We start from the raw sequence: 23,277 nt of genomic DNA, 5'->3' as shown, positions 1-23,277 counted from the left end.
TTTTCTAAAAGGTCAGACATCTTACGTATGACATAAAACCTCTTTGTTTTATTTTTAGTAATATAACGAGCGTTTTATGTACAAACTTTATACGAACTTCTGAAAGGGGCAACTACATGCAATATGTAATGAGCATTATCGGTATTCTTGTCGTTTTAGGTTTATGTTTTGCTTTGTCAAACAACAAAAGTAAAATCAACTTCCGCGCAATTGCAATTATGATTGGTTTCCAAATTTTAATCGGTTGGTTTATGTTTGCTACAAAGGTTGGTCAACAAATCATTATTTTCATTAGTAAAGTTTTCAACAAACTAATTAAACTTGGTACGACAGGTGTCGATTTTCTCTTTAATGGGATTCAAAGAGATTTTGTCTTTTTCTTAAATGTATTATTAATTATCGTATTTTTCTCAGCACTACTTTCGATCTTTAGTTATTTAGGTGTTTTACCATTTATTGTTCGCGTTGTCGGCGGTGCAATTTCAAAAATTACTGGTTTACCACGCGTTGAATCATTCCACGCAGTAAACTCTGTATTCTTCGGTTCAAGTGAAGCGTTAATCGTTATTAAAAATGATTTACAGCATTTTAACAAAAACCGTATGTTTATTATTTGTTGTTCTGCGATGAGCTCCGTTTCTGCTTCTGTTACAGCATCATACGTAATGATGTTAGATGCGAAATATGTACTAGCTGCTCTTCCGCTAAACTTATTCTCAAGCTTAATCGTTTGTTCGTTATTAACACCAGTTGATACGAAAAAAGAAGACGAAGTGATTCAAAAATTTGATAGAACTCTATTTGGAGACAGTTTTATTGGCGCAATGATTAACGGTGCGCTTGACGGGTTAAAAGTAGCTGGGATCGTTGCTGCATTAATGATTGCTTTCATCGGTGTTATGGAAGTTGTAAACTACGTAATTAGCGCAGCTTCAGGTGCAATGGGACATGCTATTACGTTACAACAAATCTTCGGTTATATACTTGCTCCATTCGCATTCTTAATGGGTATTCCAACTCAAGATATTATCCCAGCTGGTGGTATTATGGGTACGAAGATTGTATTAAACGAGTTTGTAGCAATCCTTGATTTAAAAGAAACAGTTACAACATTAGCTCCACGTACAGTTGGAATCGTTACAGTATTCTTAATTAGCTTCGCAAGTATTAGCCAAATTGGTGCGATTGTTGGTACAATCCGTGCCCTTTCTGAAAAACAAGGAAGCGTCGTATCTAAATTTGGTTGGAAAATGCTATTCGCGTCAACACTTGCTTCTATTTTATCTGCGACAATCGCTGGATTATTTATCTAATAAAAAACTCCACCTTACTTCTATTTTTCTAAATGAAGTTTGAGTGGAGTTTTTTACTATCTTCTATATATAAACTACTCCAAAAAAACGTAAGACCTCTTTCCGAATTATTCCAAAAATGTATTCCCCTATATATTCTATGATGATATGATGGACAAGGGTATAAGTGACTATAATTAAAACACAATAGAAGGATGATAGGATGAAGAAATATACATATATCGCTTTACTTTCCTCTGCTATTCTCGTAGGTTGTAACACTAGTAATGCTAGTGATAAACAAATAAAAGAAACAACAGCGGAACAAGCAGTTGAACCAAAAAAAGCACAAGCAAAAACAGTAGAAATCCCTTTAACGCAAGGGGCTATCACATGGGATTCGTATGAATATAACGCACAAAACACCACGCTTTATACAAAAAACTTAAGAGATTCATTTAAACAAGTACGTTACAATATTTGGCGTACTGCCGATGGACCTGAAAGCAAACAAACTTTTACTTCACAAGAAAAAGATCGTGATTTTGCCCTCCCACTTCATTTAAAAACATTTCATTTAAAACGTGGAGAATTTCAAATTGAAACAGTAGGGATTAAAGAAGATAATACGGAAACAAATCTAGTAACATCTAAAATTACATTCCAGCAACATGTACCATTTTTGATGTATCATGCGATTGAAAAATACCCTGGACCAGGTGATGGTGATTACGGCTTATACGTACCGCCTGAACAATTCGAAAAACATATGCAGTATTTAAAAGATAACGGTTATACGATGCTCACATTTGAACGTTGGAATGATATAAACCGTGTTAATAAACCTATTTTTATAACAATGGATGATGGTCGAAAAAATAATATGAATGCTCTTCATGTTTTACAAAAATTAAAAGATGATACATTCCAACCTGCAGCAACTGAATTTCTTACTTCAAATGAGATAGACAAACCGAACCGTCTATCAACAGATGATATAAAACAAATGATAGATTCAGGTATTTTTTCTATTCAATCTCATACTGCAAATCATACAATGATGGCTCATTCAGGTAATTATGATGAGGAATTACGCGGTTCTAAAGAAAAAATTGAAACTCTTACCGGTAAAAAGGTCATCGCTCTCGCCTATCCAGTCGGCTCTTATAATGACCCAGCTGTCGAAGAAACAAAAAAACATTATGAGTTCGCAGTAACTACCGATCACGGCAATCATATTACAAAAGGCACCCCAAACGAGCAACTCTTAATTAAACGCCATTTTGTAGGACCTGATATGTCAATGGAGAAATTCGCATCTCTTATAAAGTAAACCATAAGATATTTTAAATCTTACTAAAAAATGAAAGAAGAGATCTGTTTACAGTCACTAACCTATCCCCCATCTAAAAATGATACGATAAACAAGGGTAAGTCCCCACCGCTCATACAGCGGTGGGGATTTTAAATATAAGTATGCAACATACTAAACAATAGAAGGTGATTTTATGAGAAAATACGCAACAATTGCTTTATGTACGTCTGCTATTCTAGCAGGATGTAATACTAGCACTATAAGTCCAGAACCTAAAAAAGAGAAAAAGGTTCAAGAAGTTAAAAAACAAGAGGAGACTGTGCAAGAACAAGGTAAAATTTCTTATAATCCGATTACACACGATTCTACAAACACAAGTATCCATATTACAGAAATAAAAGATTCTCTAACCGAAGTACAATATAAAATTTGGCGCACTGCGGATGGAAAGGAACATGCTAAATCTTTTTCTTCTAAAGAAAAGGAGAAACAATTTACACTTCCATTTGACATAAAAGAATTTGAAGGAAAACGCGGTGAGTTCCAAATTGAAGCAACAGGAGTCAAGGAAGATGGAAAAATCATCTCACTCACAAAATCTGCTATTACTTTCGAGCAAAAGGTTCCCGTTCTTATGTACCATGCAATCGATGATTATCATGGACAAGGCATTAAAGACTTATTCGTATCACCTGCTAACTTTGAAGGCCAAATGAAATATTTAAAAGATAACGGTTATACATTATTAACGTTTGAACGCTGGGGCGATATTAATAAAGTCAACAAACCAATTTTTGTTACATTTGACGATGGTATGAAAAATAATATGACTGCATTTCATATTTTGCAAAAACTAAAAGACGATACTTTCAAGCCGACAGCAACAGAATATATGATTGTTGATAATGTCGATGTTGAAAGTTCTCTCTCTACAAATGAAATAAAGGAAATGGTTGATTCCGGTATTTTCTCAGTGCAGTCTCATACAGCAACACATGCTGATTTACCGAAGATTACAAACTACGAAGAAGAATTAAAAGGATCGAAAGAAAAGCTAGAAAAAATAACAGGTAAGCCCGTTATCGCAATTGCTTATCCATTCGGCCATGTAGATGATAAAGTCATTACAGAAACGAAGAAATATTATCAATTTGCGACGACAACAAAGCCTGGAAAGTTCATTACGAAAGGTGAACCAGATGAGTTGCTAAAAATGAAACGTGTTCGTATACACCATACAACTACAGTTGAACAGTTCGCTTCTTCCATTAAATAAATGTGAGAGCTCAATACATTTTGAGCTCTCTTTTTACTTTATATTTATATATATTTTTAGAATTTTCTTGTATTATATATAGTAAGAAATCTTTCAAACTAAAGGAGATTATACATATGTCATTTGAACAAACGTTAGAGAAGTATGCTGCCCTTGCAGTTAATGTTGGTGTTAATATTCAACCCGGACAAACTTTATCAATTAGCGCACCTCTTGAAGCTGTACAATTCGTACGCCTCGTTACAGAAAAAGCATATAAATCTGGTGCAAAACACGTATATGTTGATTGGAATGATGAGACGTTAACACGCTTAAAGTTCGATCTAGCTCCTGAAGAAGCATTTGCTGAATTCCCTTCTTGGAAAGCACATGCTCGTGAAGAATTAGCAAAAGAAGGCGCTGCATTTATGTCTATTTATGCAGAAAACCCTGATTTATTAAAAGGGGTAGAAGCAACACGTATCGCAACAGCTCATAAAGTAGCTGGAGAAGCGATGAAAGTATACCGTGATTACGTACAAGCCGATAAAGTAAGTTGGTGTGTAATTTCTGTTCCTACGAAAGAATGGGCTGCGAAAGTATTCCCTAACGTAGCACCAGAAGAACAAGAAGCAAAACTATGGGATGCTATTTTCAAAGCTACTCGCGCTGATTTAGAAAACCCTGTAGAAGCATGGAAAGAACATGATGAAACATTACATACAAAAGTAGATTACTTAAACGAAAAGCATTATAAAGCTCTTCACTATACAGGTCCTGGAACAGATTTAACAATTGAACTTCCGGAGAAACATGTATGGGCTGGTGCCGGTAGCTTAAATGAAAAGAACGTACCATTTATGGCTAATATTCCAACTGAAGAAGTATTTACAATGCCACTTAAAACGGGTGTAAACGGCCAAGTTTCTAGCACAAAACCGTTAGTATTTGCAGGTAACATTATCGATAATTTCACGTTAACATTTGAAAACGGGCGTATCGTAGACTATAAAGCTGAATCTGGTGAGGAAGCTTTAAAACATTTAGTAGAAACAGATGAAGGTTCTCACTTCTTAGGAGAAGTCGCTTTAGTGCCTCATGACTCACCAATTTCAAACACAAATATTTTATTCTACAATACACTATTTGACGAAAATGCATCTTGCCACCTTGCGATTGGAAATGCTTACGCATTTAACTTAGTTGGTGGAAAAACAATGTCTAAAGAAGAACTTGCTGAAAACGGCGCAAACGCTAGTATCACACACAACGACTTCATGATCGGATCAGCTGAGCTTGATATCGACGGTATTACAGCTGATGGAAGACATGAGCCGATTTTCCGTAAAGGTAACTGGGCATTTTAAATTAACCAAAATAAAAACACATTGGATGATCCAATGTGTTTTTATTTGTTCGGCTTCAATTCAAATTTTATCGTTCTATTCTCACGTGTAAACTCCGGCCTGTATGTGGCGATATATGTATTTTCTTTATCTACATCAAATCGCATGATGTCTTGGATTTTTTCATCTGGTGCTACCTTTTTACTAATGAAGCTATCATATTTATATTCTTTAAACTTTGTACCTTTCTTATTTGTAATCTCAAATTCGTAAAATGCAAAAGGTATTTCTTTTTTACTATTATTTTTCACCGTGAAAACAATCCCTAAAATATCATCTTTCTTTTTATCTATGGTGTAATCTGGATACCCTAATTGGACTGAATCGAGAGTTACTTGCAAACCATCTACATCTACTGTCTCACCTATTTTATAAATTTTTTCTTGAACGTTCTCTTGTTTACTTTCATTACTATTTTCAGTCTCGGTACAAGCACTTAAACTAAAAACTATGCCACAAATTAAAACAATTTGACTCACCTTTTTTAACATACTTTTTCCTCCACATAAGACAACATTTCATATGTATCATAACAAAACCCTTTACACTTTCTTGTCATATTTTGTCGTATTAATTGCTAACTTCACAAATAGAAAAAAGCTATCTTCTACACAAGATAGCTCTCATGATGCCGATGATACTTTAAGTCCAATTACACCTAAAAATACAACACGCTTGGAATAAGTTAATATGCTCTTTAAAGAAGTATATACTAATAATCGTAATAAGTAGTGTCCCTAGGCCAGACCAGATCGCATAAGCAATACTTAAGTGAATCTTTTTAACGACGATAGCAAAGATACTGAAACAAATACCATAACAAACGAAAATAAGTACACTTGGAACAAGCTTTGTTAAGCCATTCGATAATTTCATCGCAATCGTTCCAGCTACTTCAAAAATAATTGTAACAAGTAATAATAGCCAATATATCATACTGGAATCTCCTTCTCTGTTACCTTATAGAGATTCTAGTGTACTACTTATAATCCTAATGAAATGTATTTGATTTCTAAATATTCCTCGATGCCGAAATGACCGCCTTCACGCCCGATACCACTTTCTTTAAATCCACCGAACGGCGCTTGTGCAACTGACGGAAGACCATCATTTAAACCGATAATACCGTACTCTAGCGCTTCACTAATTTGGAACGCTTGGCTAATATCCTTCGTAAAAATATACGCAGCTAAACCGTATGGTGTATTATTTGCACGTTCAATTACTTCTTCAACTGTTTTAAATTTCGCAACTGGTGCAACTGGTCCAAATGTTTCTTCAGTCATACAAAGCATTGTATCATTTGCCAATCCAATTACAGTCGGCTGAATGAAATGTCCATCTAGCTCTGTAACCTGTTGGCCTCCATATAAAAGTTCTCCACCTTTTTGAACTGCATCTTCAATATGTTCTTGTACTTTTGAAACTGCATTCTCATCAATAAGTGGTCCTACAGTAGTTCCCGCACCGAATCCTTCTCCGACTTTAAGTTGCCCTACTGCCTTTTGGAACTTCTCTACAAATACTTCGTATACTTCTTCTTGAACGAATACTCGGTTTGTACATATACACGTTTGTCCTGCATTACGGAATTTCGAACCAATAACGGCTTCTACCGCTTTATCTAAATCTGCATCATTCATTACGATAAATGGAGCGTGACCACCTAATTCTAATGAAACTTTTTTCATCGTTTGCGCAGCGCTAGCCATTAACTCTTTCCCAATTTCCGTTGATCCTGTAAAGGACACTTTTCGAACGCGCTCATCTTCCATCCACGTATCAGCAATTGCTTTTGCACTACCTGTTACAATGTTTATTACACCTTTTGGAATTTCCGCTTCGTGTGCTAATTCAGCTAACTTCAATGCAGTTAACGGTGTTTGACTTGCAGGCTTTACAACTGCTGTACAACCTGCTGCAAGCGCTGGAGCTACCTTTCTCGTAATCATAGCCGCTGGGAAGTTCCACGGTGTAATAGCTGCCATAACCCCAACTGGTTGCTTCATAACTAAAATACGTTTGTTCGGATGAGAAGCAGGAATCATTTCACCGTATACGCGCTTCCCTTCTTCTGCATACCATTCAACAAAGCTATTTGCATAATTCACTTCACCAAGCGCTTCTGCAAACGGCTTTCCTTGCTCCTTCGTCATAATCGCTGCGATTTCTTCTTTATTTTCATCAATAAGTGTGAACCACTTTTTTAATTTCGTTGCACGATCCGCGGCTGTTAATTTTGACCATGTTTTAAAAGCCTCATGCGCCGCATCAACGGCTTGCTTTGCCTCTGTTATCCCGCCCTTTGGTACAGTTGCAAATATTTCTTTCGTTGCTGGATTGTTTACTTCGATTTGCTCTTGCAGTGTAATCCACTCACCATTTATATACATCGCTTTTTTCTCTACATTTACAAACGTCGATTTTTTATCCAATGTTTTCTTCCTCCTCTATGAACTTCTTAATCTTCCTAGTGGCAGCAGATTGACTTATTTTTAAAAACTCTGCTACTTTATAGCTTGATCCACATGTTTTATACGCTTTTAAAATAATATTTCGTTCCACTTCTTCCAACATTTTATAGAGACTTTGACCTGACTGTTCAACTGTTGATTCCTGCATTGCTATTGGTAAATCCTCTATCGTAACGACATCGTCAGCAGTAATAACAATTCTTTCAATTACATTCTCTATTTCTCTATTGTTTCCTTCCCACGGGTATCCAACAAACATTTGTAACGTACTAGGTGCTAACTTTACATCACGTCCGTACTTTTTATTAAAGTGCTGTAAATAATGATAAACGAGTGGTAAAATGTCTTCTGTTCTTTCCCGAAGTGGTGGAATTGAAATCGGAATGACATTCAGACGATAATATAAATCTTTCCGAAATGTTCCTCGTTTCACCATCTCACTTAAATCTCTATTTGTTGCCGCTACAATTCGAACGTCCACCTTTTTTAATTCTCTTCCGCCTATAGGACGAAATGTTTTTTCTTGCAATACTTGCAGAAGCTTCGCTTGAATTTCAAGCGGCATTTCACCAATTTCATCTAAAAATAGAGTCCCTTTATGTGCTGACTCTAATAATCCCTTTTTCCCTTCACGATTTGCACCTGTAAAAGACCCACCTGAATATCCAAAAAGCTCCGATTCAATTAAATTTGTTGGCAAAGCCGCACAATTAATTTCATAGAAACTTTCATTCTTCCGGTGACTTACTTCATGTAGATGACGTACTAAGCGGCTTTTTCCCACGCCTGTCTCACCTAAAACGAGAACAGTACTATCTACCACAGATACTTTTTTAATCGTTTCTATTATTTTTTGCATAGCAATGCTTTTAAAAATAAGTCCTTCATGTTCATATGTTTCTCTTAATTCTTTTTTGTATGTTTTTAACTGATTATCCATTTCCTCTACCTTTTGTCGTAATTGATAGAGTTCAGTAAGATCTCGAGAATAACTAATCACTCTTCTTAAATTTCCCTCATCATCAAAAACTGGCCTCGTCCGAACATGTAAATACTCTCCCGATTTCGTCGTTTGAACGAGTTCAATCGGTCTCTTTTTTTCAATTACTTCTAATGTTGCAGATGGATAAAAGATTCCATCCTTTTGTAGTTCCTTTACATGTTTACCTACTAACTCTTCAGCAGCTAGTTGATAGTGCCTTTCGCATGTACTATTTACACGTACAACGATTCCCTGCTCATCTGTAACAAAAATTTCGTCAAACGCATATTCAAATACATCTTTTAAATCCATTAACACTCGTTCCTTTTCTGCAACCATCCTAGCCACCCCTAACTTCAAATCCATCGATTCACTTCACTACCTTTATTATAAAGTGAATTTTCTGCATTTTATATAGAGTCAGCTAGAATGTTTGCGATTTATCATTCAGTTTTTATACACGGGCGATATTTGCTTGCTCATAACAAGCTTGTAATGATTCTTCAATAATCGTTAAACCTTCCTCAAGTTGCTCACCTGTAATAACCAATGGCATTAATACACGGACAACATTTCCATATGTCCCCGCAGATAACAAAAGTAATCCTCGTTTATTTGCTTCCGCACACAAATTAGCTGTTAATATTTTGTCAGGCACTTTCGTCTTACGATCTTGAACGATCTCAAATGCACACATTGCCCCTAATCCGCGCACATCACCGATGCAATTATATTTATTTTTCATCTCTTGGAATCGGTCCATTACGACTTTTCCTAATTCTATCGCTCTATCATTTAATTTTTCTTTTTCTATTACATCCAGAACCGCTAATGCAGCCGCACATCCTAATGGACTTCCTGCATACGTTCCACCAAGCTCTCCAGGTGCAGACTCATTCATAATTTCTTTACGTCCAATAACACCGCTTATCGGTACACCAGCTCCTAATGACTTAGACACTGTAATTAAATCTGGAACGACATCATAATGATCAATTGCAAAGTATTTTCCTGTACGGCTAAATCCAGTTTGAATTTCATCCGCTACAAATAAGATGCCATGTTCTGAACAAATATTGCGTACTTCTTGAACAAATTTCTTACTTGGGACGATAAATCCGCCTTCCCCTTGAACCGGCTCCATAACAACAGCTGCAATTGTTTCTGGTGCTACTTCTGATATAAAGAAGTTCTTAAACTCTTCAATGATAAAATCATCGTACTGCTCTTCCGTTAACCCCTCTGGACGACGGTATTCATATGGGAATGGCGCTTTATATACTTCTGGAGCAAATGGACCGAATCCAAATTTATATGGCTTTACTTTACTTGTCATCGTCATTGTCATCAATGTACGCCCGTGGAAACCTTTAGAAAACGCAATAATACCTGATCTTTTCGTATATTTACGGGCGATTTTCACTGCATTCTCTACCGCTTCAGCACCACTGTTTAAAAATAGTACTTGTTTATCAAAACTTCCTGGCGCTAATGCAGCAAGCTTTTCCGCTAATTCAATATATGGCTCATACATCATGACATTAAATCCCGTATGAATGTATTGATCTACTTGTTTATGAAGTGCTTCTTTAACAGCCGGATGACAATGCCCTACATTAATTGTCCCTATTGCCCCAGCAAAATCAATATACTGATTACTATCAACATCTGTTACAAGAGCTCCATTTGCAGATTGTACAAACGTTGATATGCCGTTACTTACTCCTTTTGGTACTATATTTTGGCGGCGCTCTAATAAAGTTGCTGCTTTTGGTCCTGGAATTTGTTCATTTACTTTAGCAAATTTTTTTGTGTTCATTGCGTACCCCATCCTTTTCTTTACATTGTTTTCTCTTTTTATTGCAAAATACATGCCAACTTTCCGTTCTAGTATTCATCCTATACTCTTTGTATCCAGGCATAAAAAATAAGTCTATAAAGACTCATCAAGAGTCTTTATAGACTTATTTCCCTTGCATACTAGACTTTCCTTGTTCCCAAATAAACTCACCTGAATGAGAAATAAACTCACCAACAGATTCTACGACTAAGTCCGCAAGTGGTTCTAAAGTTTTACGGTCCCCCGTACCAGATAGTACTCCAATAGCATAACAATCACCACCGTTTTTAGCTAAATATAGATCGGTTGGCGTATCTCCAACGACTGCCACCTCACATGCCTCTAAATGAAACCTTTCACAAAAGGATTCTATAATTCTTTTATCAGGTTTCTGTGCCGGAAACGTATCAGAAGCTACAATATAATCAAAAAAGGATTCTAATTGATATTGTTTTAAAAATAATTCTGTCGGCGCAAAATCATCAGCTGTAACAACACCTAAAATAAATCCTTTATCTTTTAAACTTTGTAAAATTCTTGGTAGATCTGCCGTCATTTTCATATAGGAACGATGCTCGTACATAAGCGAAAATAATTTTTCACTTACCCATTCATGCATCTCCTCTTCCTTAGATGACTTAATATACTTACAAAGCCCCTTTGCTACATCGAGGCTTGTTCCAGCCGCTAGTGCGCTACTTGGATGAACAAATACCCCATCCACACCAATCTCTTTTAATAAAGCTTGCTGCATTGACTCTGGTAATTGATATAAATTTATACATTCCGCTACAAGCTCTTCCGCTACTTTTATCCAAATTGAGTGAAAATCCATTAATGTCCCATCTTTATCAAATAGTATTGCTTTTACCTTCTCCATAGCACCCTACCTCTCATTTCTTATCCTCTTCAGTGTATCAATAAAATATGGATATAAAATAAATGAATTGTAAAAATACCATAAAAATCAAACTAACTTCCAATTTACAATTCTAATAAAAAAAGATGCCCTTACAGGGCATCCTCTTGATGTTCAGGAACAAATAATTCCAGACAATGATATATGTTTTCGAATTCCATCGGGGCATCCCCACCGTACTCACCATCTAAATTAATCATTAGTTTATCTGGTGAATGCACTTTAATTCGATTTGCTTGTGTGTATAGTACTTTCGGATTGTTAATATGTTCCCCACGCTGCGCTTGTGTTGCTGCTTTAATTAAATCAGCGATAGAACCTTTTTTCAGCACTAATAAGTCAAATAATCCATCGTTAATCGATGCATACGGTGCTACTTTTTCAAATCCACCAACTGAACGAGTATTTGTAATTAAAAACATCGTAATTTCTTCTTGTAATAACTTCCCATCATACTCGATTTCAACATATGTTGGATGTAATGATGGTAACATTTCTATTCCTTTTAAATAGTAAGCAAGTTGGCCTAATACTGTCTTTAGCTTGCTTGGTACTTCATATGTTAATTCTGTAATACGGCCGCCACCAGCAATATTAATGAAATATGTATCATTCGCTCTACCAAGATCTAAAGGAACTGTTTTCCCTTCACAAATAATATCGGCTGCCTCTTCTATAGCGCGAGGTACACCGATCGCACGTGCGAAGTCATTTGTCGTTCCAACTGGAATAATTCCAAACTTCGGACGATGCTCATGTCCTACTAAACCATTTACCACTTCGTTTAACGTACCGTCACCACCAGCGGCGATAACAACATCAAACTTACGATCCGCAGCTTGTCTCGCCGCTACAGTTGCATCTCCAGGACCAGTCGTCGCATGACAAGACGCTTCATATCCAGCTTGTTCTAATTTTTGTAATACTTCTGGTAAGCTCTTCTTAAATAGCTCACGCCCAGAAGTAGGGTTATAAATAATCCTTGCTCGTTTCATCATTTATTAGCACAGGAAATTCCTTATTCATTGAAAAAAAGAATACACCGAATTCTTATTCAGTATCCCTATGCCTACCTCCTCTCATCTTCCTATCCTTCTTTTATCCCGCTCAAACAGGCAGTAAGAACCCGATTGGTGAAGGCTAATAATCAACGGGGGATGAACACCCCCACTACTGATTAAAGTTTCACTTTATGTCTATCCATTCTTCCATAAAAATTTACATATAACGAATAATAATTATCTATTATTTCATGAGATGAAAAAAAACCTCTATGTCTAGATTTATCATTATTCCCACCTTTTTGCAACTATCATACCATAGTTGCTATACAAACATTTTTTCACTTTTGACAGTTAATCAAACGTTTATTTAAATTATTTTTCACCATTTAAACAAACGTTTGATTAACTCAGAAAAAACACCCAAATAAGGGTGTTTTTTCTGTTTAATCTTTAAGAATCTATACTATTTTAGCATTCAAAAATAAGAATCTCTCTCTTATTTTATCGCTTATTAATCTCTTCAAGTAAGATTTTGTTAACAAGCGGTGGGTTTGCTTGTCCTTTTGTCGCTTTCATAATTTGACCAACTAAGAAGCCAATTGCACGGTCTTTACCGTTTTTGAAGTCTTCAATAGATTGTTCATTATTATCAAGGATTTCTGTTACGACTTTACGAAGTGTACCTTCGTCAGAAATTTGAACAAGACCTTTCGCTTTAACGATTTCTTCTGGATCTCCACCTTTTTCAATTAACTCGTTAAATACTTTCTTCGCGATTTTAGAAGAAATTGTACCTTTTTCAATTAATTGAACCATTTTAGATAAACCAGCAGGCGTTAATGCAACATCTTTTAATTCTTTTTGTTGTTTGTTTAAGTATGCAAGTACTTCACCCATTAACCAGTTTGATGTTAATTTCGCATCTGCTCCATCTGTAATTGTTGCTTCAAAGAAATCAGACATCTCTTTCGTTAATGTTAATACGTGTGCATCATAAGCTGGTAATCCAATTTCAGCAACATAGCGAGCTTTACGTGCATCTGGAAGTTCTGGAATAGAAGCACGCACTTCTTCTTTCCACGCATCATCGATATAAAGTTCAACTAAATCTGGCTCTGGGAAGTAACGGTAATCGTCAGATCCTTCTTTTATACGCATTAAGATTGTTTTCTTCGTTGCTTCATCATAACGACGTGTTTCTTGTTGGATGATACCACCAGATAACAATTCTTTTTCTTGACGCACTTGTTCGTGCTCAAGACCTTTTTGTACGTAAGTGAATGAGTTTAAGTTTTTCAGTTCTGCTTTTGTACCGAATTTCTCTTGTCCAACTGGACGAAGGGAAATATTCGCATCACAACGTAGAGAACCTTCTTCCATCTTACAATCAGATACGCCAGTGTATTGAATGATTGATTTTAACTTCTCTAAGTATGCGTATGCTTCTTCTGGCGTACGCATATCTGGCTCAGACACGATTTCGATTAAAGGCATACCTTGACGGTTATAGTCTACTAATGACCCGTCAGCTGTATGCGTTGATTTACCAGCATCTTCTTCTAAATGAAGACGTGTAATACCGATACGTTTCTTTTTGCCATCTACTTCGATTTCAATCCAACCATTTTCTCCAATTGGCTTATCAAACTGAGAGATTTGGTAAGCTTTCGGATTATCTGGATAGAAATAGTTTTTACGGTCGAACTTCGTTTCCGTTGCGATTTCACAGTTTAATGCCATTGCAGCTTTCATTGCAAAGTTAACTGCTTCTTTATTTAAAGTTGGAAGTACCCCTGGGTATCCTAAGTCAATTACACTCGTTTGTGTATTTGGCTCTGCTCCGAATTCTGTTGGACTCGCAGAGAAAATTTTCGAATTTGTTTTTAACTCAACGTGAACCTCTAAACCAATAATTGTTTCTAAATTCATCTATGCTCGCCTCCTTACAGACTTGCTTTTTTTGTATGATAGTCTGTTGCTTGCTCAAACGCATGTGCAACGCGGTAAATTGTCGCTTCATCGAAGTGTTTACCAATGATTTGTAATCCAAGTGGCATACTATTAGCACCGAATCCACATGGAACAGAAATCGCTGGAACACCTGCTAAGTTTACTGGGATTGTTAAAATGTCGTTTGCATACATTGTCATTGGATCATCCGCTTTTTCGCCCACTTTAAATGCTGGAGTTGGCGTTGTTGGTCCAATAATAACATCGTAGTTAGCAAATACATTTTCAAAGTCGTTTTTAATTAATGTACGTACTTGTTGTGCTTTTTTGTAATATGCATCATAGTAACCAGAGCTAAGTGCAAATGTACCAAGCATAATACGGCGTTTTACTTCGTCACCGAAACCTTCGCTACGTGTGTTTTTGTAAAGATCTAATAAGTTATTTACATTATCAGAACGAACACCGTAACGTACGCCATCAAAGCGTGAAAGGTTAGCAGATGCTTCAGAAGAAGATAATAAGTAATACGTTGCTAGAGCGTATTTAGAGTGTGGAAGAGATACTTCCTCCCAAGTTGCGCCCATACCTTCTAATACTTTTAAAGCAGCTAGTACTGACTCACGAGCTTCTTCGCCAACACCTTCGCCTAAGTATTCTTTCGGTACAGCAATGCGTAAACCTTTAACATCGCCTGTTAAACCAGCTAAGTAGTTTCCAACTTCAACATTTGCAGAAGTTGCATCCATGCGGTCAATACCTGAAATAGCTTGTAATAAGTATGCATTGTCTTCTACTGTACGTGTAATCGGTCCGATTTGGTCAAGTGAAGATGCGAATGCTACTAATCCGTAACGAGATACGCGTCCGTAAGTTGGTTTTAAACCTACAACACCGCAATATGCAGCTGGCTGACGAATAGAACCACCCGTATCAGAACCTAGAGAGAATAATACTTCTCCTGCTGCTACAGCTGCTGCAGAACCACCACTAGATCCGCCTGGAACGTAATCTAAGTTCCATGGATTTTTTGTAGCGTAGAAACCTGAGTTTTCATTTGAAGAACCCATTGCGAACTCGTCCATATTTAATTTACCGATTGTAACTGTGTCAGCAGCTTTTAACTTTTGCACAACTGTCGCATCGTAAATTGGATCAAAGTTTGCTAACATTTTGCTCGCACAAGTAGTACGAAGACCGTTAGTTACAATGTTATCTTTTACACCGATTGGCATACCGAATAATAAACCATTATCTTCAGCGCCGATCTTAGCATCTAATTCTTTCGCTTTCGCGCGTGCATTTTCTTCATCTAATGTAAGAAAAGCTTTTACGTTATCTTCAACATCCGCAATACGTTTGTAAGATTCTTCTACTAAATCCGTAACGGAAATTTCTTTGTTGTTTAACTTCTTATGTAACTCTGATACAGAATGATCAAATAATGACATCGAAATTCCCCTCCTCTATTCTAATACTGCTGGAACACGGATTTGATTATCTTTGTGATCCGGTGCATTTTTTAATACTTCTTCTACTGGTAAACCTTTTTCTGGCACATCTTCACGCATAACATTTTTCATAGTTAATACATGAGTTGTTGGTTTTACATCTGTTGTATCTAATTCATTTAACTGTTCTGCAAATGTAACTATTGCATCTAGTTGTTTTTGAAATTTTTCTGCTTCTTGATCAGTAATTGCAAGACGTGCTAAATGTGCTACGTGCTTTACATTCTCAACGGAAATTCTTGACACGGCTAGGCCACCTCCATAATATATCGTTCAATCTACAATACTATTGATGATACCAAATTTTCAGTACTTCAAGCAAGTCAACACATGGCACTTACGGCATTTTTACATAAAAAAAGAAAGGCAAACGCCTTTCTTTACAATTTACTCTTTATCTAACGGTTTATTTTTTGGAAATCTCTCGTTATCTTCTTCATTATCACGAATTGTTTTTTGTAATACAAAACAAGACATCGTTAAAAATAACGTTCCAATTAAATAGTACCCTTTTACACTAAGCGTTTCATCTAACGTGTAAATCCCAATTAGCATCCCTGAAAGCGCACAAACAAATGAAGTCCATGCTAAAAACGTGAACGCTTGCGTATTTCTTCTTCTCATCATTATCCCCCTTGTTAGATGCACATCCATTATAGATAAATATATTTACCGTTATGGATTTTTATGTAAAATTCTTTTTCTATTTATTAATCTATCATAAAAAAATGCCCTTTTAAAGATTGTTTTCTGTCTAATCTGAAAAATAAATTAAAAATATTGACATTTATTTCTATTCTACATAAAATAAAAACAAATATTACGAACCTCGAAATATACGGGAGTGGAATTAATTGTTGCAATATGAACACTTTTTAGACTTACTGCTAGATAACGCCAAGAAACTTTTCTATCCTGAAGAATGGGTAAGCCTTGATTTAACACTTTCCAAGACAGAAGTATTTTGTTTACTTTGGATGGAGCGAAATACAGATATTACAATGACAAAAATTGCTGACCTTCTTGATATACCGATGAGTACAACGACAGGTGTTGTAAATCGCCTTGTAAAAAAGGGGTATATTGAACGGTACCGTGATGAAAACGATCGACGCATTGTATTAATTCGTTTAACAGAAAACGGCGTAATGCTCGTTCAAGAAGTAAAACAAAATGCAGCCCATTACTTTAGCCTAGTGACAGAAGCATTGTCAGAAGAAGAAAAAGCATTCTTACTACAAATCTTCCAAAAAATTATGAATCACATTGCTACGTCACAGCAAAAAACAGAAGAAAAGGTTTCTACACCTAGAATGAAAAACATTCCGATTGAATAAAGTGAAACTTTAATCAATCGGGCATTTACGGGCAGTTGACCTCCCACCTAATTTCTTTGCTCCAGCCGAATTTTTGGAAGGAAGTCTTACTGCCCGTTAATGCGGGATAAAGCCCTAACTGGGTTTTTATTCAATTAAATACTTCGATGTTCATAATATTCGATAACCGAAATAAAGGGGATAGAATGATGAGAATTATTTTGTATACAGGTAAAGGCGGCGTAGGAAAAACTAGCATTTCAGCAGCAACAGCACTTCAAAGCGCAAAACAAGGATTAAAAACATTAGTAATGAGTACAGATCCTGCTCATAGTTTAGGAGATTCATTTGGTATAAAGCTATCTTCTGAGCCATTAGAAATTCGCGAAAACTTGTGGGCACAAGAGATTAATACGATTTATGAAATGGAAAAAGGCTGGGGAAAGTTACAGAAATACATTACCTTGTTATTCACTTCCAAAGCAGCTGATGATATTACAACAGAAGAATTAACGATGTTTCCTGGTATGGAAGATTTAATTAGCTTACTTCGCGTGCTCGATTATTATAAAAAAAACACATACGACGTTATCATCATTGATTGCGCTCCAACAGGAGAAACATTAGCAATGCTTAGTTTTCCAGACATGCTCGGCTGGTGGATGGAAAAATTATTTCCTATTAAAAGAAAAGTTTTAAAAGTCGTTCGTCCTGTAGCTCAACCACTTCTTGGTGTCCCCCTTCCAACCGATGATATTATGGACGAATTAACAAATACACTTGAACAGCTTGGAGAAATGAGAGATATTTTATCGAACCGAGAAATAACAAGTATCCGCATCGTTGTAAATCCCGAAAAAATGGTCATTAAAGAAGCTCAGCGTAGTTTTACTTATTTAAATTTATACGATTATAACGTAGATGCCATCATGATTAACCGTGTCATCCCTAACACTGTCACCGATCCTTATTTTCAAGCATGGAAAGATACGCAAAAGAAATATAAAACATTAATTCAAGATAGTTTTCAGCCACTTCCTATTTACGAAGCTCCCATGTTCGAACAAGAAGTTGTTGGTTTACCTATGTTAGAGCGTGTAGGCAATGCTTTATTTAAATCCGATTCCTCTCCTACTGAAGTGAAATTCAATGGTCGCACACAATATGTGAAAAAAGATGGCGATGAATATATTTTCGTTCTATCCATCCCCTTCTCAAACAAAAGTGAACTTTCATTAAATCAAAAAGGTGATGAGCTTATTATTCGAGCCGGCTCTGTTAAACGGAACATCACATTACCAAAAACATTAACACACCTTTCTATTCAAGGAGCCAAGTTTGAAGAGGATGTACTAAACATTCGATTTGGAGGTGTGGTGCATGCATGAGGAATTACTACGAAAAGTAATTCGGACAAAAGTAAGAGTCGGTATGCGTATATTAGAAGAGCTACCTACTCCAATCCAGCAATCAGCTAAGCAAATGCTAAGTATTTTGCAAGAGGAGCTAGCTGCTTATCCGAAAGAACGAGAGCATCATGAAGATAATTTAAAAAGTATCATAATTGAATAATCATCTCTGTATAGAGGGCCTTTTTAGGCTTTCTATACTTTATTGGAGTGATATAAGTTGCTAAAAAAACATTCCACTATTACGCTTTGGATCATTCCTTTATTATTTTTCATTCATAACCTTGAAGAAGCTTTCCAAATGCCACAATATCTTGCTAATCAATTTTCAATTCATCTTATAACTAGCCAACAATTTTTCATTGCCATTTCCATATTAACAATCTTCGTCGTACTTATCGTCTTTCTATATCAACTAAACTTCTTGTCTTCTATACACTGGATTATTTTTATACAAGGAGCCATTTTTTTTAACACTGTGCAACATATTATTTTGTTTTTGATTTATCGCTCCTATAATCCTGGCGTAATATCCTCAGTTTTCATTGTTATCTTTTCTATTTTCTTTTTTTCATCCAAAAAACAATTAATTCATAAAAAGCAATTCGTAATTACACTCATTTTCAGCTTACTTTCTTATCCCATTATAATTTGGATTACCTTACTATTCGCTAACTGCTTTCAGTAATAAAAAAAGACCAGGAAAACTCCCGGTCCATCACTCTACTTAACAAACATTGGATTCTACGTTATACAAAATTGGAAGGTACAAAATTAGGGTTTTGTTTGTTAAGTAGATTATATGTTGAACGAACTAACAGCGGAGGGGTTCCTTCTATTAGTTCATTAAACCCAATGATTATTTTACGATTTTTTCAAGCTCCTCAAATGAAAGATCTACTGAAATTGAACCATCCTTTGTTTCTTTCTTAACTGCATCTGTTACTTCTTTTGAATGATATAATTCAATTACTTTTTTCAGTGTTGGATCGTCTTTATCTTTCGTACGAGCTGCGAAAATATTAATATAAGGCTTCGCATTTTCATTCTTTGGATCTTCTAAGAAAATAGGATCCTTCGCTGGATCTAATCCAGCTTGACCAGCCACACCGTTATTAATAACTGAAGCAGCTACATCTTTTAATACACGAGGTGTTTGCTGTGCAATAACCGGTGTAATTTTTAACTTCTTCGGATTTTCAGCGATACCACTTGGATCCCCAAATAGACCAAAATCTTTTTTAAGTTTCAATAACCCCGCTGCATCAAGAAGTTTTAATGCACGTGCTTGGTTCGTTGGATCATTTGGAATAGCAATTTCTGAACCATCTGGGATTTCATTTGCTTTCTTATATTTTTCAGAGAATAAGCCCATTGGTGCAATTTGTGTTGTACCGACAGCTGTAATATCTAACTTATGCTCCTTTTTAAATTGCTCTAAGAAAGCAATATGCTGGAATGAGTTTAATTCAATATCTCCATCAGCTAACGCTTTATTTGGCGTTGTATAATCAGAGAACTCAACCAGTTTAATTTTAATTCCTTCTTTTTCAGCTTTTTTCTTCAAAATTTCCCAAACGTCTCCATCCGTTCCAGTTACACCGACGCGAACTACTTTCTCTTTTGCTCCTGCACCTGTGTCTCCACCCGAGCAGCCGCTTAGTGCTGAAATTCCTACAATCGCTGATAATGCAAATGCTAAAATTTTCTTCATTTTCTTTTCCCCTCTTCCTTTTTATGATCTGCGTAAAAACACTTTCGCAAAGTAGTTTCCTAAATTTTGAGCTATCTGTACGAGAATAATAAGTAAAACGACCGTTACGAACATAACTGATGTATCAAAACGTTGATAACCATATGTCATTGCTAAGTCACCAAGACCACCACCACCGACAAGCCCAGCAACTGCAGAAAATTCAATTAAACCAACTGTCATAAACGTAACACCTAAGATCAATGGTGCTAACGCTTCTGGCACGAGAATTTCAAAAACAATTCTAAGTGGTGAAGCGCCCATCGCTTGTGCAGCTTCAATTACTCCTTTCGGAACTGAGACAAGATTTGTTTCAACCATTCTAGCAATACCAATAGATGCCACTAACGTCATTGGGAAGATTGCTGCCGCTGTTCCAATCGTCGTTCCGATCACGCTTCTTGTTAGTGGGCTTAAAGCTACTAAAAAGATAATGAATGGAACTGGACGAATTGTATTAATGATGACGTTAAGAATAGAAAAAACCCATTTATTTTCTAAAAAATTACCTTTTCTCGTTACATATAAAAGTAAACCTAGAGGTATACCAAGAATTATAGCGAATATAAGGGTTACAATTACCATTAAGAGGGTGTCCCCCGTCGCATCTAATATGCGAGGCCAAAATATACTCCAATCAACTCGCATGAGCTTCTACCTCCTTCAGCTTCACTTGCAGTCTTAGATGTTGTAATGCTTTTTGAATTTCCTTCTGTTCACCTTGCAATTCTACAAGAAGATTTCCAAATAGTACATTTTGAAGTTCAATAATATTTCCGTACAGTACATTTACATCGACGTTATAGTTTTTTGCGATATATGATAGTACCGGCTGTCCTGTCTCCTCACCAGTAAAAGTTAAGCGATAAATCTGACCACCATTTTGAATTTTCGCTAGAACACTTTCTGGCAAGTGGTCATTAATAACAGAACGTACAAAGTTTTGAGTTGTCTTTGTTTTTGGTTGTGTGAAAACATCAAACAGTTTTCCTTCTTCAATAACTTTTCCCTTCTCCATTACAGCTACACGGTGACAAATTTCTTTCACAACATGCATTTCGTGTGTAATAAGAAGAATTGTTAAATTATATTCACGATTGATTTTCTTTAATAAGTTTAAAATCTCTGTCGTTGTTTCTGGATCTAAGGCTGATGTTGCCTCATCACATATAAGTATATCTGGTGATGTTGCAAGTGCCCTAGCAATCCCAACACGTTGCTTTTGTCCGCCTGATAACTGCTCCGGATAATAGTTTGCTTTATCTTCTAGCCCTACAAACTTCAGCAGTTCATTGACTCTTTCTTTTATTTCATTCTTTGGTACTTTCGCTAACTTTAATGGATAAGCAATATTCCCAAACACTGTTCTTGAATTAAATAAATTAAAACTTTGAAAAATCATCCCAATTCTTTGTCTAAGTTTCCGTAATTCTTTCGTTGATAAGGATGTAATATCTTTATCATCTATTGAGATCGTTCCTGCAGTCGGTCTCTCTAACATGTTTACTAGGCGTAATAACGTACTCTTTCCAGCACCACTAAATCCGATAATGCCAAAAATTTCGCCCTTCTCAACTGATAATGTTACATCCTCCACAGCATGAACAGATTGCCCACCTGATTCATATACTTTACTTACGTTATTAAAAGAAATCATTTTCTTCCCTCCTATATGCTGTAAAAACTAGAAGTAGAGCTTTCGAGGTAAAATAAAAAGTGCTCTCCTTCTTATCAGTAATAAAAGATAAGAAGGAGAGCACTTATATGTACTCGTTCACATCTTCTCATCTTCCAAGCCTATAAAGACTTGCTGGAGTTAGCACGGTATTAAAAAACCCGTTGCTGAGGTATCGTAGGGCCAGTCCCTCCACCTCTCTGGATAAGAATGTATCGATTTAATTGTCGTTTAATTAATTCTCATTATAGAACTCAGAATAGTGAGAGTCAATACATTTTTTAGAAAAATATTAATTATTTCTTTATTAAAATTTTCAAATAAAAATTCATAATAAAATAGTAATCTTGAAGGTTATGTAAAATTCTTCTCCCTCATATTTTTTAAAAGGATTATTTTTTCTATGAATTGAATACTATTATTTGAATATGAAATCAGAGGAAGGTGAATATATGAAAACAGCTCTATTACTCGTTGATATCCAAAATGATTATTTTCCAAATGGAAAGATGGAATTGCGCAATCCGGTAGAAGCAAGTGAGTATGCCAGTGAGCTACTAAAACACTTTAGAATGAACGGCGGATCTATTTTTCATATCCAGCATGTAGCAATAAAAAATGATGCTACTTTTTTCCTACCTAATACAGAAGGTGTCCATATTCACGAGAATGTCCGTCCGCTTAGAGAAGAAACTGTTATACTCAAACATTATCCAAATAGCTTCCGAGAAACTAATCTTTTAGAACAATTACAACGTTTAGACATTGAACACATCGTCATATGCGGGATGATGACTCATATGTGTATTGATGCTACCGTAAGAGCTGCTTTTGATTTCGGCTTTCATTGTACCGTTATACACGATGCTTGTGCTACAAAAGATCTTTCTTTTAAGAATGCTACTATACCAGCTGTTTATATTCACAATACAATTTTGGCCAGTTTAAATGGAGTATATGCAAATGCAATGAGTACAGAGGAATTTTTGGTTACAAAAAAACACTCCATTCAGTGAGCAAAACCGAAAAGAGTGTTTCTTGTCAAACCATAGATTTTCTTTCAAATTGTATTATACAGGAAATTCTTAAAATGAATACTAAAAAATGTGACTAATAAATCAACTTTTCCCGTCACTTTATTTCTATTTACATGTTTATCCCGCTATTAATAGGGTT

Annotated in this window: 22 protein-coding genes, 1 pseudogene and 1 riboswitch; of the genes and pseudogenes, 9 read left to right on the top strand and 14 right to left on the bottom strand. The window is 35.9% G+C overall.

The window, feature by feature from the left end:
• Positions 1-116: 116 nt before the first annotated feature.
• From MHH42_RS01900 to MHH42_RS01885, 4 genes are all read left to right on the top strand, one after another.
• Positions 117-1,313 (top strand): NupC/NupG family nucleoside CNT transporter, encoded by a 1,197-nt coding sequence (locus MHH42_RS01900; RefSeq protein ID WP_001200495.1) that lies wholly within the window; start codon positions 117-119, stop codon positions 1,311-1,313.
• Positions 1,314-1,515: 202 nt separating this feature from the next.
• Positions 1,516-2,625 carry a polysaccharide deacetylase family protein gene (locus tag MHH42_RS01895; RefSeq protein WP_000760985.1) on the top strand — a complete coding sequence of 370 codons (1,110 nt, stop codon included), beginning with the start codon at positions 1,516-1,518 and terminating at the stop codon, positions 2,623-2,625.
• Positions 2,626-2,800: 175 nt separating this feature from the next.
• The gene (locus MHH42_RS01890) at positions 2,801-3,883 is read left to right on the top strand and encodes a polysaccharide deacetylase family protein (RefSeq protein WP_001233762.1); all 1,083 of its coding nucleotides are present in this window, start codon (positions 2,801-2,803) and stop codon (positions 3,881-3,883) included.
• A gap of 116 nt (positions 3,884-3,999) precedes the next feature.
• Entirely contained in the window at positions 4,000-5,229 is a 1,230-nt protein-coding gene (locus tag MHH42_RS01885) for an aminopeptidase (RefSeq protein ID WP_000007354.1), read from the top strand.
• Between the two features lie 41 nt (positions 5,230-5,270).
• On the opposite strand, the gene MHH42_RS01880 is transcribed toward MHH42_RS01885, so the two are convergent.
• The 11 genes and pseudogenes from MHH42_RS01880 to MHH42_RS01830 all read right to left on the bottom strand — a co-directional run bounded on the left by MHH42_RS01880 (position 5,271) and on the right by MHH42_RS01830 (position 16,572).
• Positions 5,271-5,759: a DUF4352 domain-containing protein gene (locus tag MHH42_RS01880; RefSeq protein ID WP_000915101.1), complete on the bottom strand. Its 489-nt coding sequence runs from the start codon at positions 5,757-5,759 to the stop codon at positions 5,271-5,273.
• 132 nt (positions 5,760-5,891) lie between these two features.
• A pseudogene (locus tag MHH42_RS01875) lies at positions 5,892-6,204 on the bottom strand (DMT family transporter).
• A 47-nt stretch (positions 6,205-6,251) separates the two neighbouring features.
• Positions 6,252-7,703: an NADP-dependent succinate-semialdehyde dehydrogenase gene (gene gabD, locus MHH42_RS01870; RefSeq protein ID WP_000358974.1), complete on the bottom strand. Its 1,452-nt coding sequence runs from the start codon at positions 7,701-7,703 to the stop codon at positions 6,252-6,254.
• Positions 7,696-9,063: a sigma-54 interaction domain-containing protein gene (locus tag MHH42_RS01865; protein ID WP_000225130.1), complete on the bottom strand. Its 1,368-nt coding sequence runs from the start codon at positions 9,061-9,063 to the stop codon at positions 7,696-7,698. Before MHH42_RS01865 ends, gabD begins: the two co-directional genes overlap by 8 nt.
• A 115-nt stretch (positions 9,064-9,178) precedes the next feature.
• Positions 9,179-10,543 (bottom strand): 4-aminobutyrate--2-oxoglutarate transaminase, encoded by a 1,365-nt coding sequence (gene gabT / locus MHH42_RS01860; protein ID WP_340892778.1) that lies wholly within the window; start codon positions 10,541-10,543, stop codon positions 9,179-9,181.
• Between the two features lie 145 nt (positions 10,544-10,688).
• Positions 10,689-11,444 (bottom strand): HAD family hydrolase, encoded by a 756-nt coding sequence (locus MHH42_RS01855; RefSeq protein ID WP_000416652.1) that lies wholly within the window; start codon positions 11,442-11,444, stop codon positions 10,689-10,691.
• Positions 11,445-11,575: 131 nt separating this feature from the next.
• A complete protein-coding gene (locus MHH42_RS01850; protein WP_000977668.1) occupies positions 11,576-12,481 on the bottom strand; it encodes a diacylglycerol kinase in 906 nt (301 codons plus the stop codon).
• A 507-nt stretch (positions 12,482-12,988) separates the two neighbouring features.
• Positions 12,989-14,416: an Asp-tRNA(Asn)/Glu-tRNA(Gln) amidotransferase subunit GatB gene (gene gatB / locus MHH42_RS01845; RefSeq protein WP_001047676.1), complete on the bottom strand. Its 1,428-nt coding sequence runs from the start codon at positions 14,414-14,416 to the stop codon at positions 12,989-12,991.
• A gap of 14 nt (positions 14,417-14,430) precedes the next feature.
• The gene (gene gatA / locus MHH42_RS01840) at positions 14,431-15,888 is read right to left on the bottom strand and encodes an Asp-tRNA(Asn)/Glu-tRNA(Gln) amidotransferase subunit GatA (RefSeq protein WP_340892774.1); all 1,458 of its coding nucleotides are present in this window, start codon (positions 15,886-15,888) and stop codon (positions 14,431-14,433) included.
• Between the two features lie 15 nt (positions 15,889-15,903).
• Entirely contained in the window at positions 15,904-16,194 is a 291-nt protein-coding gene (gatC, locus tag MHH42_RS01835) for an Asp-tRNA(Asn)/Glu-tRNA(Gln) amidotransferase subunit GatC (protein ID WP_000086999.1), read from the bottom strand.
• 141 nt (positions 16,195-16,335) lie between these two features.
• A complete protein-coding gene (locus tag MHH42_RS01830) occupies positions 16,336-16,572 on the bottom strand; it encodes a YiaA/YiaB family inner membrane protein (protein ID WP_001254393.1) in 237 nt (78 codons plus the stop codon).
• 230 nt (positions 16,573-16,802) lie between these two features.
• On the opposite strand from MHH42_RS01830, the gene MHH42_RS01825 reads away from it, so the two are divergent.
• The 4 genes from MHH42_RS01825 to MHH42_RS01810 all read left to right on the top strand — a co-directional run bounded on the left by MHH42_RS01825 (position 16,803) and on the right by MHH42_RS01810 (position 19,361).
• Positions 16,803-17,285, top strand: a complete 483-nt coding sequence (locus tag MHH42_RS01825; protein ID WP_000942483.1) for a MarR family winged helix-turn-helix transcriptional regulator — start codon at positions 16,803-16,805, stop codon at positions 17,283-17,285.
• A gap of 185 nt (positions 17,286-17,470) precedes the next feature.
• Positions 17,471-18,652: an ArsA family ATPase gene (locus MHH42_RS01820; RefSeq protein WP_097872778.1), complete on the top strand. Its 1,182-nt coding sequence runs from the start codon at positions 17,471-17,473 to the stop codon at positions 18,650-18,652.
• Positions 18,645-18,836, top strand: a complete 192-nt coding sequence (locus MHH42_RS01815) for a DUF3926 domain-containing protein (protein WP_000544097.1) — start codon at positions 18,645-18,647, stop codon at positions 18,834-18,836. Before MHH42_RS01820 ends, MHH42_RS01815 begins: the two co-directional genes overlap by 8 nt.
• 57 nt (positions 18,837-18,893) lie before the next feature.
• Positions 18,894-19,361 (top strand): HXXEE domain-containing protein, encoded by a 468-nt coding sequence (locus tag MHH42_RS01810; RefSeq protein WP_097872779.1) that lies wholly within the window; start codon positions 18,894-18,896, stop codon positions 19,359-19,361.
• A 171-nt stretch (positions 19,362-19,532) separates the two neighbouring features.
• Here MHH42_RS01810 and MHH42_RS01805 read toward each other — a convergent pair whose 3' ends face one another.
• The 3 genes from MHH42_RS01805 to MHH42_RS01795 are packed head-to-tail and all read right to left on the bottom strand — an operon-like array spanning position 19,533 to position 22,083.
• On the bottom strand, positions 19,533-20,387 hold the full coding sequence (locus tag MHH42_RS01805) for a MetQ/NlpA family ABC transporter substrate-binding protein (protein WP_000721581.1): 855 nt from the start codon (positions 20,385-20,387) through the stop codon (positions 19,533-19,535).
• Between the two features lie 21 nt (positions 20,388-20,408).
• The gene (locus MHH42_RS01800) at positions 20,409-21,074 is read right to left on the bottom strand and encodes a methionine ABC transporter permease (protein WP_001261855.1); all 666 of its coding nucleotides are present in this window, start codon (positions 21,072-21,074) and stop codon (positions 20,409-20,411) included.
• Positions 21,064-22,083, bottom strand: coding sequence for a methionine ABC transporter ATP-binding protein (locus MHH42_RS01795; RefSeq protein WP_000622985.1), 1,020 nt, complete (start codon positions 22,081-22,083; stop codon positions 21,064-21,066). The genes MHH42_RS01800 and MHH42_RS01795 overlap by 11 nt, the downstream gene beginning before the upstream one ends.
• A 124-nt stretch (positions 22,084-22,207) precedes the next feature.
• Positions 22,208-22,312: riboswitch (SAM riboswitch) on the bottom strand.
• Between the two features lie 241 nt (positions 22,313-22,553).
• On the opposite strand from MHH42_RS01795, the gene MHH42_RS01790 reads away from it, so the two are divergent.
• A complete protein-coding gene (locus tag MHH42_RS01790; protein WP_340892762.1) occupies positions 22,554-23,117 on the top strand; it encodes a cysteine hydrolase family protein in 564 nt (187 codons plus the stop codon).
• The last annotated feature ends 160 nt before the right edge of the window (positions 23,118-23,277 follow it).

Source organism: Bacillus sp. FSL L8-0099 (genome assembly GCF_038006385.1).
GTDB classification, from domain to species: Bacteria; Bacillota; Bacilli; order Bacillales; family Bacillaceae_G; genus Bacillus_A; species Bacillus_A toyonensis.
This window is presented reverse-complemented; position numbering and strand designations above follow the sequence as displayed.

What these genes read in the sequence shown, in the direction of transcription:
- MHH42_RS01900 (WP_001200495.1), top strand. Translation starts at nt 117, where the DNA reads ATGCAATATGTAATGAGCATTATCGGTATTCTTGTCGTTTTAGGTTTA.
- MHH42_RS01895 (WP_000760985.1), top strand. Translation starts at nt 1,516, where the DNA reads ATGAAGAAATATACATATATCGCTTTACTTTCCTCTGCTATTCTCGTA.
- MHH42_RS01890 (WP_001233762.1), top strand. Translation starts at nt 2,801, where the DNA reads ATGAGAAAATACGCAACAATTGCTTTATGTACGTCTGCTATTCTAGCA.
- MHH42_RS01885 (WP_000007354.1), top strand. Translation starts at nt 4,000, where the DNA reads ATGTCATTTGAACAAACGTTAGAGAAGTATGCTGCCCTTGCAGTTAAT.
- MHH42_RS01880 (WP_000915101.1), bottom strand. Translation starts at nt 5,759, where the DNA reads ATGTTAAAAAAGGTGAGTCAAATTGTTTTAATTTGTGGCATAGTTTTT.
- MHH42_RS01865 (WP_000225130.1), bottom strand. Translation starts at nt 9,063, where the DNA reads ATGGTTGCAGAAAAGGAACGAGTGTTAATGGATTTAAAAGATGTATTT.
- gabT (WP_340892778.1), bottom strand. Translation starts at nt 10,543, where the DNA reads ATGAACACAAAAAAATTTGCTAAAGTAAATGAACAAATTCCAGGACCA.
- MHH42_RS01855 (WP_000416652.1), bottom strand. Translation starts at nt 11,444, where the DNA reads ATGGAGAAGGTAAAAGCAATACTATTTGATAAAGATGGGACATTAATG.
- MHH42_RS01850 (WP_000977668.1), bottom strand. Translation starts at nt 12,481, where the DNA reads ATGATGAAACGAGCAAGGATTATTTATAACCCTACTTCTGGGCGTGAG.
- gatB (WP_001047676.1), bottom strand. Translation starts at nt 14,416, where the DNA reads ATGAATTTAGAAACAATTATTGGTTTAGAGGTTCACGTTGAGTTAAAA.
- gatA (WP_340892774.1), bottom strand. Translation starts at nt 15,888, where the DNA reads ATGTCATTATTTGATCATTCTGTATCAGAGTTACATAAGAAGTTAAAC.
- MHH42_RS01830 (WP_001254393.1), bottom strand. Translation starts at nt 16,572, where the DNA reads ATGAGAAGAAGAAATACGCAAGCGTTCACGTTTTTAGCATGGACTTCA.
- MHH42_RS01820 (WP_097872778.1), top strand. Translation starts at nt 17,471, where the DNA reads ATGATGAGAATTATTTTGTATACAGGTAAAGGCGGCGTAGGAAAAACT.
- MHH42_RS01815 (WP_000544097.1), top strand. Translation starts at nt 18,645, where the DNA reads ATGCATGAGGAATTACTACGAAAAGTAATTCGGACAAAAGTAAGAGTC.
- MHH42_RS01805 (WP_000721581.1), bottom strand. Translation starts at nt 20,387, where the DNA reads ATGAAGAAAATTTTAGCATTTGCATTATCAGCGATTGTAGGAATTTCA.
- MHH42_RS01800 (WP_001261855.1), bottom strand. Translation starts at nt 21,074, where the DNA reads ATGCGAGTTGATTGGAGTATATTTTGGCCTCGCATATTAGATGCGACG.
- MHH42_RS01795 (WP_000622985.1), bottom strand. Translation starts at nt 22,083, where the DNA reads ATGATTTCTTTTAATAACGTAAGTAAAGTATATGAATCAGGTGGGCAA.
- MHH42_RS01790 (WP_340892762.1), top strand. Translation starts at nt 22,554, where the DNA reads ATGAAAACAGCTCTATTACTCGTTGATATCCAAAATGATTATTTTCCA.